Here is a 14,751-nt window from a genome sequence, read left to right as displayed (position 1 = left end):
ATTGTTTAATTTTGTTTATTTTGGGCTAGCTTGTTGTTGGTAAAACGTTTTATTTTTTGAAATTTTTTCAAGTTCATCTTTTACTTTTTCAACAGGTATTGGGCGTGCAATAAAGTAGCCTTGTCCATAATCAACACCTATCTCTTTTAGTGCAAAAAATATCTCTTCGTTTTCAACGTACTCAGCTACAGAGCGCTTATCGAGAGACCGACTAATATCATTTATTGCTTTTACTAACGCTAAGTCTATAGGGTCATTAAGCATGTCGCTTACAAATGAGCCATCAATTTTTACATGCTGTGCCGGAAGCTGCTTTAAATAGTTAAATGTACTAAAGCCAGTTCCAAAATCATCAATAGAAAAATGACAGCCTAAGCTATTAAGCTTCTCGATCATTTTACGAGTCGCTTTTAAATTGTTAATACTTGCTGATTCAGTTATTTCAAAAATTATCCGCGAAGGGGGCACGTTATACTTTTCAAGATTTGATTCAATTAATGGCAGTAAGCGTTCATCTAAAAATGATTGTGCTGACAAATTGATAGCAACTTGATTTAACTCTGGGTGCTTAGACACACAAGCAACGGCATTACGTATAACGCATTGATCCATCAAAAATGTGTCGTTAAGCATCTCTAAAGAGGGAATAAATTGATTTGGGTATATAAGTTCACCTTTGAGCTTTAAGCGTAAGAGCGCTTCAAAATAAGCAACTTTACACTCTTTAAAATCCCAAATAGGTTGGTAATGCAGTTCAATATTATCTTGCTGCAGTGCTTGGCGAATTTCGTGACCCCATTCAAGCCCTGTTTGAAGCGTATTGTTTTGAGCATCCTCTTTTGAATAGCAATGTACTAAGTTACGCCCTAAATTTTTGGCAATATACAAAGCAATATCGGCTTGTTTTAAACACTCATTAGGATCATTATTTTGTGTCGTAATTTGAGTTAAACCGATAGAGCAGCTAATTGTATATATCTGATCTTCTGATTTAAAAGCATGTTTTTCTATCGCGCTGCACACACCTTCTGCAATAAGGTGTGCATCCAGTAAGTTCATATCGGTAAGTATTACTGCAAACTCATCGCCGCCTATTCGGCACACTAAATGGTCTTCGCCAATATTTGCTTTAAATAATTGCGCCACTTCTTTTAATACTATGTCACCTTGGTGGTGACCTTTGCTGTCGTTTATTATTTTAAAGTGATCGAGGTCAATATAAATAACAGCATGCTCTATGCCATCATACGTGTATTTATCTTGGCATATTTTATTAAGCTGTTGGTCGAAGTAATAACGGTTGTGTAAACCAGTTAATGGGTCATGGTGTGCTAAATGACGTAGTTGGATTTCTGCTTGTTTACGTTCGTGTATGTTGTCGATAGTGGCGGTTATGGTCGCGTTATTACGACTATTTTTGATTAGCTGTAATCTGCATTCGACCCAAATTAAATTGCCATTTTTATGGGTGAGCTTTACTTCTATTTGTTGCTGCTGCTCGCCACCATGTAAAATGTCGTTAATAGTGTAATTTAGTCTTCCTTTATCTTCGTTATTACAATAAGCGCTTAATGGGTTTTGTAGTGATGATTTAACACCAAAACCGCTTAATGCTTCCCAGGCAGGGTTAATAAAACGAATATGACCTTGTTGATCAAGCTCTAAAACAACCGTATTCAAATGCAATAAAATACGCTGATGAGCCGAAAATAACTCCTTATAACGCACTTCACTCACGCTTAGTTGCTCTACTTTGTAAGCAAACTCAGCATAACTCACCATAAAATCTTCACGTCGTGCGGCGTGGTCACACACTTTATTTAAAAATGAAGGGTCGTATGGGGCTCTAATAAAGTCGGTAACACCAGAGAGCAAAAGCTGCTCAGCGTAATCAGCATCATCACTTTCTATAATAGTAACAATAGCTTGTTTGGAATTGTGCTGTAGGATTTCTTCAACGAGTACACTGGAGCTCTCTGCACTTGATGTAGTGGCATCGAGTAGCACAATTGAAAACTGCTGTTGGTTGTAAGCGTTTAGTGCTGCTTTGGCTGAGGTAACGTGAGTAATAGCAAAGTTTAACTTTAACTGTTCACTAATTTTGTCGGCCGTATTTTGAAGTGGCTCTAATAGCAATAAATTTAGTCGGCTACTTTTCTCTAGGTGAGTAGATAGAACATTCGCAAGCACTTGAGGAAGCATGTCTTTATGTTCAAATGGTAATACAGCATCTATCCCGTAGCTTCGGGCTGTTGTTTCGGCAATACGCTCACAGTAAATTGGCGGGATAAGTAAAATTGGGGTGTTTTTTGGTGTTTTTAATAATCCTGAGCGGATCATCCTCGAAAAGCGCCAGCCGTCAATTTTACCAACATTAATGCCCGTTATTATAATATCAACAGGGTGTTGTTTTAAAAGCTTTAAAGCTTGTTGGCTATCTTGCGCATCAATAAAGGTAAATACATTTAAGCTATCTAAAGTGGCCTTAATCGCGCGGCGTTCAGCACTACTTGCGTTTAATATTAGCAATTTAAGCTGGTTTGGCACGTGTTGATTACCTCTAATGTAACTTATAATAATTCAGCCGAACAAGAATAGTGACATTTAACCATAAGAACAAGAAAATTAAATGACAAACACGTAAACAAGGCATTATAAGTTTGGCTGATTTCTTGAGCTTAATATCCGATACATATACACTTGGCGCGATTTTAAATGATGTGGATTACTAATTATGCGCGTGGCTGACTTTAGCTTTGACTTACCTGATGAATTAATAGCTCGTTTTCCTAAAGCGGACAGAACTAGCAGCCGTTTACTTACTTTAGATGGCCCAAGCGGAACTCTAGAACATAAAGTGTTTAGCGACATACTTGATTTAGTAAACGAAGGCGATTTATTAGTCTTTAACAATACACGCGTTATTCCAGCACGTATGTTTGGTCAAAAAGCCTCTGGCGGCAAAGTTGAAGTGCTTGTAGAGCGAGTGTTAGATGAACACCGAGTACTTGCACATGTACGCGCGAGCAAGTCGCTTAAGGTTGGTAACGAAGTTATTCTTGAAGGTAAAGCTAAAGCAATAATGGTTGCACGCCACGATACATTATTTGAGCTTGAGTTTGATCATAGCCAAAATGTGCTAGATATACTTAATGATATTGGTCATATGCCACTGCCTCCTTATATTGACCGACCTGATACCGATGCTGACCGTGAGCGTTACCAAACTGTTTATGGAGAAAAGCCAGGTGCAGTTGCTGCGCCAACAGCGGGCTTACATTTTGACGATAAGTTAATGACGGCACTGAAGGATAAAGGTGTAAACATGGCCTTTGTTACTTTGCACGTGGGTGCAGGTACTTTTCAGCCAGTACGAGTAGATAGTGTTGATGAGCATATAATGCATTCCGAGTACATAGAAGTGCCCGATGATGTAGTTGCTGCCGTTGCACAAACCAAAGCAAGTGGCGGGCGCGTAATTGCGGTTGGCACAACTTCAGTTCGCTCATTAGAGTCGGCAGCTAAAGTTCACGGCGGCAAGTTAGATACGTATTTTGGTGATACCGATATATTTATTTTTCCGGGTTACCAATTTAATGTTGTTGATGCCATGGTCACTAATTTTCACCTACCTGAGTCAACACTCATTATGTTAGTAAGTGCTTTTAGCGGACAAGACAATATTATGGGCGCATACAATACCGCAATTGAACAACAGTACCGCTTTTTTAGTTACGGTGATGCGATGTTTTTAACACGCAAGTAACAGCTTGTTATTTAATGCTCAGTAAAAAACATTAAAAACCCCAGCTTCGTTGCTGGGGTTTTTGTTTAGCGTAATAAGCAAGATTGAATTTATCGCAGCTAATAGTATTAATGAGGCAAAAAGGGTAGAATCGAGCGGTTAAATTATAGCTTGTTGGACTGTTTTTCCGACATTGAGGATGATATGAAATTTGAATTAGATTGTACTGACGGAAAAGCGCGCCGCGGCCGCTTAATTTTTGACCGTGGTGTAATAGAAACACCTGCATTTATGCCTGTTGGTACTTACGGTACTGTAAAAGGTATGACACCAGATGAAGTAAAAGCCACTGGTGCGCAAATATGTTTAGGTAATACCTTTCATTTAATGCTTCGCCCAGGTACTGAAATCATTAAGCAACATGGTGATTTACACGACTTTATGAATTGGGATTTCCCAATTTTAACTGACTCAGGCGGTTTCCAAGTATTTAGCTTAGGCGCAATGCGTAAAATCACTGAAGAAGGCGTGTTATTTCAATCTCCAGTAAATGGTGATGAAATTATGATGTCGCCTGAAAAGTCGATGGAAGTACAGCGCGACTTAGGCTCAGACATCGTTATGATTTTTGACGAGTGTACGCCATACCCAGCAACTGAAAAAGAAGCTAAAGATTCTATGGAGTTATCTCTTCGTTGGGCTAAGCGTTCAAAAGAAGGGCATGGCGACAATCCATCTGCTTTGTTTGGTATTATTCAAGGTGGTATGTACCCAGAATTACGTGCACAATCGCAAGCAGGCTTAGAAGAAATTGGCTTTGATGGCTATGCATTAGGTGGTCTATCAGTAGGCGAGCCTAAAAACGAAATGATGAATATTCTTGATCATTGTGCGTTTAAAATGCCAGAAGACAAACCACGCTACCTTATGGGTGTAGGCAAGCCAGAGGACTTAGTGGAGTCTGTTCGCCGTGGTATTGATATGTTTGACTGTGTTATGCCAACACGTAATGCGCGTAACGGCCATTTATTTATTACCACGGGTGTAGTTAAAATTCGTAACGCAGTGCATAAAACAGACACAGGGCCACTTGACCCTGAGTGTGATTGCCATACGTGTAAAAACTATTCACGAGCTTATTTGCATCACCTTGATAAATGTAACGAAATATTAGGTGCGCGACTAAACACAATTCATAACTTACGTTACTATCAACGTGTTATGGAAGGTTTACGTAATGCGATTAGCGAAGGTAAATTAGAAGAATTTGTACAAGATTTTTATGCTCGCCGAGGCCAAGACGTGCCAGAGCTAGTAGATATAAAAAATTAAACTTTAAAATTAAAGAGGAAGTATCATGAGTTTATTTATTTCAAATGCACACGCAGCAGCTGGTCAACCTGCGGCAGGCGGTGGTTGGGAAATGCTAATTATGTTAGCTATTTTCGGTTTGGTTTTTTACTTTTTAATCTACCGCCCGCAAGCTAAGCGCGTTAAAGAGCACAAAAGCTTAATGAGTATGATGGCTAAAGGCGATGAAGTACTTACCCAAGGTGGTTTAGTGGGTAAAATTGTGAAAATTTCTGAAGAGAAAGATTTCATCGTTATCTCTTTAAACGAGCAAGCAGAAGTAACAGTACAAAAATCTGCAGTATCTGCAGTATTGCCAAAAGGCACAATGAAGTCGCTATAAAAATAATAAGGACGACCCCGTGTTAAACAAGTTTCCAGTTTGGAAGTATTTACTTGTTTTAGCTGTGGTAGCCATTGGCCTTTTATATGCCTCTCCAAACTTGTATGGTCGCGATCCGGCTATACAAGTTTCAGGTGCTAAAGGCGCTGATGTAGATCTCAGTGTTGTAGACAAAGTAAACGCAATCCTTGAAAAAAATAATGTAACCGCTAAATCGACAATACTTGAAGATGGACAAATTTTGGTTCGTTTAAAAAATGTTGAAGAACAGCTTAAAGCGCATGACTTACTGCGCGATTCACTGAGCGACGATTACATTTCTGCCATTAATATGGCACCTGCTCAACCAGCTTGGTTAAAAGCGGTTGGTGGTAACCCTATGAAGCTAGGGCTTGATTTAAGTGGTGGCGTACATTTCACCATGGAAATCGACATGGCAACAGCGGTTGATAACCAGCTTGAGCAAATGGAACAAGATTTTCGTAGCGACCTGCGCGAAGAAAAACTACGTTACCGTAGTGTTCGCCGCGTAGCAGGCTCCGATCGTATGCGTGTAGAAATGCGTACCGAAGCAGATAAAGACGCAGCAGAGAGCTTCTTAGAAACTCGCTACCCGCTAAATGTCTACATTGATGACAGCAGTAACGATAAAGCATTCTTTGCTACAATGAGTGAGCAAAAACTCAAAGAGATTCGTGACTACGCTATCAAGCAAAATGAAACGATTATTCGTAACCGTATCAACCAAATTGGTGTTGCAGAGCCTAACGTACAACGCCAAGGCGCTGAGCGTATTATTGTTCAACTACCAGGTATTCAAGACACAGCACGTGCTAAAGAAATTTTAGGTGCGACAGCAACACTTGAATTTCGTGAAGTAGACGAAAACGCTGATATTAGCGCTGCTGCCCAAGGTCGTATCCCAGCGGGTACTGAAATGATCATGAGCCGCGACGGTTACCCTGTTGTACTTAAAAAGCGTATTATTCTAGAAGGCAGTCATATTACTGGCGCGCAATCTGGCGCTGATGAATACCAACGCCCACAAGTTAGTATTACGCTCGATAGCAAAGGTGGGGCAAAAATGAATGCCTTTACCAAACGTGCTATTGGTAAGCGTATGGCAACGGTATTTATTGAATATAAGCCATCAGGTAAAAAAGATGCAGACGGTAAAGCGCTTCCGCCTATTAAGGTAGAAGAAGTTATTAACGTAGCAACAATTCAAGCTCGTCTTGATCGCTCGTTCCGTATTACAGGTATCGATAACCCAGCTGAAGCACATAACTTAAGTTTGCTACTTCGTGCAGGTGCGCTTGTTGCACCAATTCAAATTGTTGAAGAGCGCACAGTAGGTCCAAGCTTAGGACAAGAAAATATTGAAGCGGGTATGACTGCGGTTGCACTTGGCTTTGCATTTGTACTTGTGTTTATGCTTGTGTACTACAAAGGTTTTGGTATGGTTGCAAACCTTGCGCTTGCGGCTAACTTAGTACTAATTGTAGGTGTTATGTCTTTAATTCCGGGCGCTACACTTACGCTACCTGGTATTGCCGGTATTGTATTAACGGTAGGTATGGCAGTTGATGCTAACGTACTTATTTTTGAACGTATTCGTGAAGAGCTGGCCGATGGCCGTAGCCCTCAACAAGCGATTCATTTTGGTTACGATAGCGCATTTAGCACTATATTCGATGCCAACATCACCACGCTAATTGCTGCCATTATACTGTTTGCAGTAGGTACCGGCCCAATAGCTGGCTTTGCAGTAACACTTGCGATTGGTATTTTAACTTCAATGTTTACAGCCATCGTTGGTACCCGTGCGGTAATCAACTTGTTTGTTGGTGGTAAACGTATTGATAAACTTTCGATTTAAGGAGCTGACATGCAAATTTTAAGTTTGGGTAGTAGAACCCTTCGTTTCATGTCTCTTCGTAAAGTGGCTATGGGTTTTTCGACGTTATTAATTTTAGCGTCGTTTGCATCAATTTTTGTTAAGGGCCTAAACTTTGGTTTAGATTTTACCGGCGGTACAGCGGTAGAAGTGGGTTTTTCACAACCGGCTGACCTTAAAAAAGTACGTGATGCACTAGCTGATAATGGTTTTGCTGATGCATCAGTGCAGCTATTTGGTTCAAGCCAAGAGATTTTAGTTCGCTTAGCACCACGCGGTAGCGATGTAAAAGCTGAAGTGATTGGTAACCAAGTAATCGACGCACTTAAAAAAGCAGACGACAGCGTAGTAATGCGCCGTATTGAGTTTGTAGGCCCAAGTGTAGGTGAAGACTTAAAAGAGCAGGGTGGCCTTGCCATGCTAACTGCGCTTATTTGTATCTTAATCTACGTTGCATTTCGTTTTGAATGGCGCTTTGCTGTGGGTGCGGTAGGTGCACTACTACACGATGTTATTATTACTGTGGGTTTATTTTCGGTATTAGGTTTAGAGTTTGATTTAACTATATTAGCGGCAATTCTTGCGGTAATAGGTTATTCACTTAACGATACGATTGTTGTATCTGACCGTATACGTGAAAACTTCCGCAAAGTGCGCATTGACGATACTGTAGAAATTATTGATATTTCACTTACACAAACACTTAACCGTACACTTGTAACTTCAATCACGACTATTTTAGTATTGATTGCTTTGTTTGCATGGGGCGGACAAACCATTCATGGCTTTGCAACTGCATTGCTGTTTGGTGTGTTTATTGGTACTTATTCTTCGATTTATGTTGCGAGCTCTGTTGCTATAGCAATGGGCGTAAGCAAAGAAGACTTAATACCAGAAGTAATTGAAAAAGAAGGTGCAGACCAAGACGCTATGCCGTAACTAGGTTTGTACTTAATAAAAACCGCTCTTATGAGCGGTTTTTTTATGAGCGCATTTTTTTGCGCAATAAAAATGTCATACACACTTGGTACTTTATTGCTCCAATCAAAATAGTTATTAGGCAAATACGTGACGATTCAGCGCAAAGTATTAGAGTACATTTTAAAAAGCGGTGAAATAACTACGCTGTTTCAGCCTATTTTTGATATTAGTAATCAAGTTATTTTAGGTTACGAAGCACTTAGTCGAGGACCTAAAAATAGCCCGTTAGAAATGCCTAATACGTTATTTAAAGTTGCCCATGAGGAAGGTTTAATTTCGGAGCTTGAATTACTATGTCGCTCAAAAGCGATTGAAAACTTTGTAAGGCTTAATCTACAAGGTAAATTATTTTTAAATGTAAGCCCTAAAACACTATTAGACCCTTGCCACCCTAAAGGGGAAACACTGCACCTAATAGAGCAATTTGGCTTAGCTGCTAACCGTGTAGTTATAGAGGTTACTGAGCAAGAAAAAGTAGATGATGGCTTCTTGTTATTAAAAACGATTGCCCATTATCGAGAGCTCGGTTTTACTATAGCAATAGATGATTTAGGCGCTGGGTATTCAGGATTAAAGCAATGGTCTGAACTATGCCCCGACTTTGTAAAGATTGACCGCTATTTTATTGATCATTGTGATGAAAGCGAAGTTAAAAAAGAGTTTTTGAAATCTATTACCGTTCTGGCTAGAGCTACTAATACTCAGGTTATTGCCGAAGGCATAGAGCGCGCAGAAGAGCTTACATTGGTAGAGAATTTAGGTATTAGTAATGTACAAGGGTTTTTACTCGAAAAGCCAAGCATAAAGCCAAGTGAGGACTTCAGCTCAGAACAGCTGCAGGCACTTTCATTTGTGCAAACAAACGCATTATTAGATCAATCAATGGCCATAGGTCGCCTATCGATTACGCAACCTGCAATAAATAGTGATACTCGTTGTAAAGATGCACATAAGCTCTTTGAGCAAGATAAATTACTTATAAGTATTGCAGTGTTAAGTACTGAAAAGCAGCCAATAGGGCTACTTCACAGAGATCAATTAACAGAAGTTTTTGCAGCGCCCTATGGACATGCCCTTTACGATAAACGCCCAGTTACTGCACTTATGGATAAGCAGCCCTTAGTCGTTGATGAAAACCAATTACTCGATACCGTAAGTAAGCAAATAACTGAGCAAGACTTTGATATACGCCGCCATATAGTGATAACTAGAGAAAAAGCTTATTTAGGATTAGCGCCGCTTCGCGATATTTTAAAACACATAACCGAAGAAAAAATACGTCATGCACAACATGCTAATCCGCTTACTATGCTCCCTGGTAATGTAGCAATTAATGAGGCTATAGAGCAGCGATTAAGAGGTAGTAATTCGTTTTCACTCGCGTATATAGACCTTAATCATTTTAAGCAATTTAATGACTTATATGGCTACGCTAGCGGCGACAGTGTAATTAAACTATTAGCTGATGTAACAGTGCAAGCGTGTAAAAATAGTGCTAACTTTGTAGGGCATATAGGTGGCGATGACTTTATGGTGGTGTTTGATCAGCACAACGCTGTTGATATATGTAATACCATTATTGAGCAATTTGAACACCAGTCTCGTATATTTTTTACACCTGAGCACATAAAGAGCAAAGGGTATTGGGCCACAAATCGTGAAGGAGAAAAGCAATTTGTGCCTTTACTAACGTTATCGATTGGCTTAGTTGTGCCTGATTTACAGCAATGTAAAAACAGCCATCAGGTTGCAGCACTTGCAACTGATGCTAAAAAAGAGGCCAAACGTTATCGCCATAGTTATTTGTTTATTTGCAAACGTAAAGGGCCAGCTCCCGCTGTGGTGCGCTTAGTAAGCAATAAGCAGGTGATTTAAATAAAGTAGGTAATTGTTATGTTGCCAATAAAAATTTCTATTAGTGTATTAACTCTGTTTGTAAGTTTTGCACTTGTGGCGCAAGAGCAAATAATTAATGTAGCTCAAAAGCAAGATACCCAAAATGCTCGTGAAGAGTACCTTAATGAGTTATTAGTACGTGCACTTGAAAGTGTTAACTACCCCGGTGTTATCCGAATGACCTCCATATCAGATCTGCAAAAGCGTAAGTTAATAAACCTAGATGATAACGAATTAGATATGTATTGGAGTATGAGTAGTCCAGAGCGAGAGACGCTCGCTTTGGCAATAAAAATTCCACTATTTAAAGGCTATATAGGTAAGCGAGCTTTGCTCACTAATAAACAAAATGTAGCACGTTTTAAAAACGTAAAAACTCTTGAGCAGCTAGGAGAGTTTTCAGCAGTGCAAGGTCACAACTGGCCAGATACAAGAATCATGTCGTACAACGGGCTACATGTAAGGCCGCTTACTAACTACCAAGCCATGTTTACTCTAACAAGCCGTGGGCGAATAGATTACTTTCCTCGCTCGTTTATTGAGGTTAATTCCGAACTTATCGAAAACAAGCAAAGTAACCTTGTTGTGGTGCCAAACTTGTACATAAGCTACCCAACGGGGATTTATTATTTTGTGACTAAAAGTAAACCTGAATTGGCAAAGGCTATTGAAGAGGGGTTAATTGTGATGCAGAAAAACGGCGAGTTTGATGCATTATTTGATGAATACTTCGCAAAGGATTTAAATACTTTACCGTATACAAAAGGCAAAACGGTTGAGATTAAACTCGATAACCCTTATTTTTAGGCACAAAAAAAGGAGCCTGAGCTCCTTTTTAGCATGCTATTAATAGCATTAAATTAGCGAAGTAACGACTCAGTTAATACTGGACGAATTTCACGAATAATTGCTTGAGTCAATTTTGGTGAACCACAGATAATATTGCCGCTGTGGTTATAGTTATTACCACCAGCGAAATCTACAACCATACCGCCGGCTTCTTTAACCATAAGTTCGCCTGCAGCAGAGTTCCAAGGTTTTAAACCAATTTCAAAAAAACCATCAACACGGCCAGCAGCAACGTATGCCATATCTAAAGCAGAACAACCTGCGCGACGAATGTCTGCAGTGTGTACAAACAATGCTTTAAACGCTTCAGTGTATGCGTCCATGTGGTTTTTGTTTTTGAAAGGGAAGCCAGTAGCAAGTACAGTGCCTGCAAGGACCGTTGTTTTGCTAACACGTAGACGTTTGCTGTTTAACTGAGTGCCTTGTCCGCGAGACGCAGTGAAAAGCTCGCCACGAATTGGATCATAAATAACAGCTTGGTCTAAACGACCTTTAACTTTAAGTGCGATAGAAACCGCGTAATGAGGGATACCTTTGATGAAGTTAGTTGTTCCATCGATAGGATCTACAATCCATTGGTAATCATCATCCTTGCCTTTATGCTCACCTAATTCCTCACCAACAATAGAGTGAGTAGGGTAAGACTGTAAAATAGTGTCACGAATTACGGCTTCGGCTTCTTTATCAATGTTAGTTACTAAGTCGTTAGCGCCTTTTTGTTGCACTTCAACTTTTGATAAATCTTCACTTGCGCGAAGTAAAATTTTGCCTGCGTTGCGCGCAGCGCGAACCGCAATGTTTAACATTGGATGCATGGTATTACCTTTGGGTTGTAAAAGAACGTTTATATATTTCAGCCGGCGTATTTTAGCGACTTTTGACATAAAGTAAACAATAAACCCCAAATACTTATGTTTGTTTTTTATACAAGATTGAAATGTGTATATATTTTTAAAAAATAATAATGAGCAATTAATAAGTCATTATGTTCCTTTATATGTTTATTAAATCGAATTAATTGTAAATAACGCTTTACCTAAAGTTAGCTTGAGGTTTTATCGTGCTCCTAACTTAATTGATAGGACAACATAATGTATTTAGAGCACGTAAACTTAGTCGCGAGTGATATAGATAGTATGCTTAAATTTTACCGAGCTGTATTTCCACATTGGTCGATTAGAAGTGAGGGCAGAGGCGATTGGCATGGAAAACCAAGACGCTGGGTACACTTTGGGGATGACACGCATTATATTGCGATAAGCGATCATGGTGAGGGTGAAAACAGAAACTTATCGGGCCATCAAGTTGGTTTTGCACACTTTGCTTATGTAACTAGTAACTTAAATGAAGTAGTAGCACGCTTAAATAAAACGGGTTTTGGGATAAGTAAGCAAGGTAGTGAGAACCCTTTTAGAAAGAATGTTTATTTTATTGACCCCGCAGGGTTTGAAGTAGAATTTGTAGAATATTTAAGTGATATCCCAAGTGAGCGAAATAACGATTTATAATAGGTTAAGCACCGCAAAGTGCGGTGCTTAACGAAGCTTTATGAACGATTATTACCCGTGCCAAACTGAGTTTTTAGCTCATTTGCAAAGCTCATAAATTTTTCTTTAATTGTGCGCTTTATTTTTACTTCGACTGAGCCCATTACTGCCTTTCCTTCAATGTGAATAGTAGGACCTTGGCGTTTGTTAAGCGACACAGATTTATTTTCAAGACTACTTAAAATACAAAACATTTTAGACACTACATTTACATGCTCTGGTACGTAAATCTCATCACTACCAAAAATACAGTTAACGTGAATAGTTACATTTTGATGCGCAAAAATGGCATCGGTAAAATCTAGCACCACCGATCCCATAAAGTTACTCAAATATATATTCTTTGGCACGACCCACTGACCGCTTCGCTCGTTAGAGCCTAAAATGCTGCGTAATGTAAAATCATCATCACTGTTTTGTTGTGCACTATAATGTGGTGTAAATTGCGATTGTTTTTCTGCTTTATATTGCTGATCAGTATTAAGTGTTAAATCTTCTACTAAGGCTAAAAGAGCTTCGTTATTAGGTGCATCCATCGCGTTATCTAAGCGTCTCTCAAATGCATCAACAGAAATCACCCCATGACTGTAATTATAAATTAATTGATCAATTACTTGTTCGCGTACTTGCTCTATTGGGCGGTCTTCGACTTTTACAGACATGGGGCATTCCTTATTATGTTTGCTATTAATACTGCTTCTGATGTTTATATGCAAAGCACGCACCAAATATAATAATCTTAACTATCAATGGTTTAATTTTCAATGATGTTTTATGTTTTGTTATATTAACGATAGATTAACCAAAAATGCAATTATCTAGTTATTTTCACTATTTGAGAAAGTTTTACCGAGTAGCCTGTAAATAGTTACACTGCTATAGATAGTGCCTTATCCCAGAATTACATCAAGTAATTGAAATATATATAGAAATAAAGTTGGCCTAAAGCTCGCATTAGTTAAAGTGTCTTTAATCAAAAGGAGAAAGATTATGAAAACATTTAACAAATCTATTATCGCAGCTCTAGTTCTTGGTACTACGGCTATGGGTGCCCAAGCAAACAGCTGGGAAAACGAAAGTAAAGATGCTTGGATTGATGGTAAGGCAGAAACAGTTCTACTTATGAACACTAATCTAAACAACTTTGACATTAACACTGATGTAAAAAATGGCAAGGTAGTACTTACAGGTAAAGTTAATAGCGAGCTTGATAAAGAGCTAGCAGAAGAACTTGTACTTAGCCTAGATGGCGTATCTGATGTTGAAAACAGCCTTACCGTTGTTAAAAGCATGGACACAAAAGATAGAAATAAAGACATGATGGACGATGATGATAACGACCTAACGGACGCTAAAATCACCACTGTAATCACAACTCGCTTCCTGTTTGATTCAGAAGTTGGTGGTACAGACATCGATGTTGATACCGACAACGGTATAGTAACTCTGAATGGCTCAGTAGAGTCTGAAGCTGAAAAACAACTAGCAGTTAAAATTGCTAAAAATGCTGAAGATGTTCGTGACGTAGTTGATAAACTATCTATTACTGCTGAATAACACAGTATAGTTAAGGCCCACTAACACTGGGCTTTACGCCTTTTTAATGCTTAATTTAAATGGAGTTTAATCATGGATATTATTCGTATAATACTTTCAGTTTTATTGCCGCCATTAGGTGTATTTTTGCAAGTTGGCTTAGGTATGCATTTTTGGCTAAATATTTTATTAACACTGTTAGGTTACTTCCCAGGGTTAATACATGCAATCTACATTATTGCGAAAAAATAATGACAGATTATATATTGTGTAAGCCGACTACTGAGGTTTAGCTAAATAAAAAACTTCAGTACTGATCGGCTCACAATATTAGTTTTTAAAGTAAATATTTATTATCAAAATCTAATTTTTAATTTACTCAAACTAAGTGATTTATGTCTTGTAACTCACTCCCAACATTCCCTCAGCCACACCTATCGTTTACTTCAATTAAGCTTTCTAACTAACAGTAGTGTTCTGATTCTGTATTGATGCCATTTGGGAAATCTTTAACATTAGTTTATTTATATATCTACAATACGCGATTAATTACTCTATTATTAAGTGGCAATATTACCATCACTTCTAGTGTTATCATTAAACCGAG

13 protein-coding genes are annotated in these 14,751 nt (G+C 38.8%); 10 read left to right on the top strand and 3 right to left on the bottom strand.

Features of this window, described 5'->3' with window-relative positions; translation table 11 throughout:
* Positions 1-15 precede the first annotated feature (15 nt).
* On the bottom strand, positions 16-2,547 hold the full coding sequence (locus L656_RS0117700; protein ID WP_024600189.1) for a two-component system response regulator: 2,532 nt from the start codon (positions 2,545-2,547) through the stop codon (positions 16-18).
* 187 nt (positions 2,548-2,734) lie between these two features.
* Between L656_RS0117700 and queA the strand changes: the two genes are divergently transcribed.
* The 7 genes from queA to L656_RS0117665 all read left to right on the top strand — a co-directional run bounded on the left by queA (position 2,735) and on the right by L656_RS0117665 (position 11,019).
* Complete coding sequence (gene queA / locus L656_RS0117695; RefSeq protein WP_024600188.1) at positions 2,735-3,766, top strand: tRNA preQ1(34) S-adenosylmethionine ribosyltransferase-isomerase QueA; 1,032 nt, start codon at positions 2,735-2,737, stop codon at positions 3,764-3,766.
* 183 nt (positions 3,767-3,949) lie between these two features.
* Positions 3,950-5,077 carry a tRNA guanosine(34) transglycosylase Tgt gene (gene tgt, locus L656_RS0117690; protein WP_024600187.1) on the top strand — a complete coding sequence of 376 codons (1,128 nt, stop codon included), beginning with the start codon at positions 3,950-3,952 and terminating at the stop codon, positions 5,075-5,077.
* Between the two features lie 25 nt (positions 5,078-5,102).
* Complete coding sequence (yajC, locus tag L656_RS0117685; protein WP_002957830.1) at positions 5,103-5,438, top strand: preprotein translocase subunit YajC; 336 nt, start codon at positions 5,103-5,105, stop codon at positions 5,436-5,438.
* A 19-nt stretch (positions 5,439-5,457) separates the two neighbouring features.
* Positions 5,458-7,317, top strand: coding sequence for a protein translocase subunit SecD (gene secD, locus L656_RS0117680; protein WP_010554381.1), 1,860 nt, complete (start codon positions 5,458-5,460; stop codon positions 7,315-7,317).
* A gap of 9 nt (positions 7,318-7,326) precedes the next feature.
* Positions 7,327-8,274 carry a protein translocase subunit SecF gene (secF, locus tag L656_RS0117675; RefSeq protein WP_024600186.1) on the top strand — a complete coding sequence of 316 codons (948 nt, stop codon included), beginning with the start codon at positions 7,327-7,329 and terminating at the stop codon, positions 8,272-8,274.
* Between the two features lie 129 nt (positions 8,275-8,403).
* Positions 8,404-10,191, top strand: a complete 1,788-nt coding sequence (locus L656_RS0117670; protein ID WP_024600185.1) for a GGDEF domain-containing protein — start codon at positions 8,404-8,406, stop codon at positions 10,189-10,191.
* 18 nt (positions 10,192-10,209) lie between these two features.
* Positions 10,210-11,019 (top strand): substrate-binding periplasmic protein, encoded by an 810-nt coding sequence (locus L656_RS0117665; RefSeq protein ID WP_024600184.1) that lies wholly within the window; start codon positions 10,210-10,212, stop codon positions 11,017-11,019.
* Between the two features lie 53 nt (positions 11,020-11,072).
* Here the strand turns inward: L656_RS0117665 and suhB are convergent, their stop codons facing one another.
* Positions 11,073-11,876: an inositol-1-monophosphatase gene (gene suhB, locus L656_RS0117660; protein WP_002957826.1), complete on the bottom strand. Its 804-nt coding sequence runs from the start codon at positions 11,874-11,876 to the stop codon at positions 11,073-11,075.
* A 276-nt stretch (positions 11,877-12,152) separates the two neighbouring features.
* Here suhB and L656_RS0117655 point away from each other — a divergent pair, with 276 nt between their 5' ends.
* Positions 12,153-12,569: a VOC family protein gene (locus tag L656_RS0117655; RefSeq protein WP_024600183.1), complete on the top strand. Its 417-nt coding sequence runs from the start codon at positions 12,153-12,155 to the stop codon at positions 12,567-12,569.
* Between the two features lie 38 nt (positions 12,570-12,607).
* Here the strand turns inward: L656_RS0117655 and L656_RS0117650 are convergent, their stop codons facing one another.
* Entirely contained in the window at positions 12,608-13,270 is a 663-nt protein-coding gene (locus L656_RS0117650; protein WP_024600182.1) for a LiaF domain-containing protein, read from the bottom strand.
* Between the two features lie 328 nt (positions 13,271-13,598).
* On the opposite strand from L656_RS0117650, the gene L656_RS0117645 reads away from it, so the two are divergent.
* Complete coding sequence (locus L656_RS0117645) at positions 13,599-14,165, top strand: BON domain-containing protein (RefSeq protein WP_024600181.1); 567 nt, start codon at positions 13,599-13,601, stop codon at positions 14,163-14,165.
* Positions 14,166-14,237: 72 nt separating this feature from the next.
* The gene (locus L656_RS1000000122875) at positions 14,238-14,396 is read left to right on the top strand and encodes a YqaE/Pmp3 family membrane protein (protein ID WP_002957822.1); all 159 of its coding nucleotides are present in this window, start codon (positions 14,238-14,240) and stop codon (positions 14,394-14,396) included.
* The last annotated feature ends 355 nt before the right edge of the window (positions 14,397-14,751 follow it).

The organism is Pseudoalteromonas sp. TAE56 (genome assembly GCF_000497955.1).
GTDB lineage: Bacteria > Pseudomonadota > Gammaproteobacteria > Enterobacterales > Alteromonadaceae > Pseudoalteromonas.
This window is presented reverse-complemented; position numbering and strand designations above follow the sequence as displayed.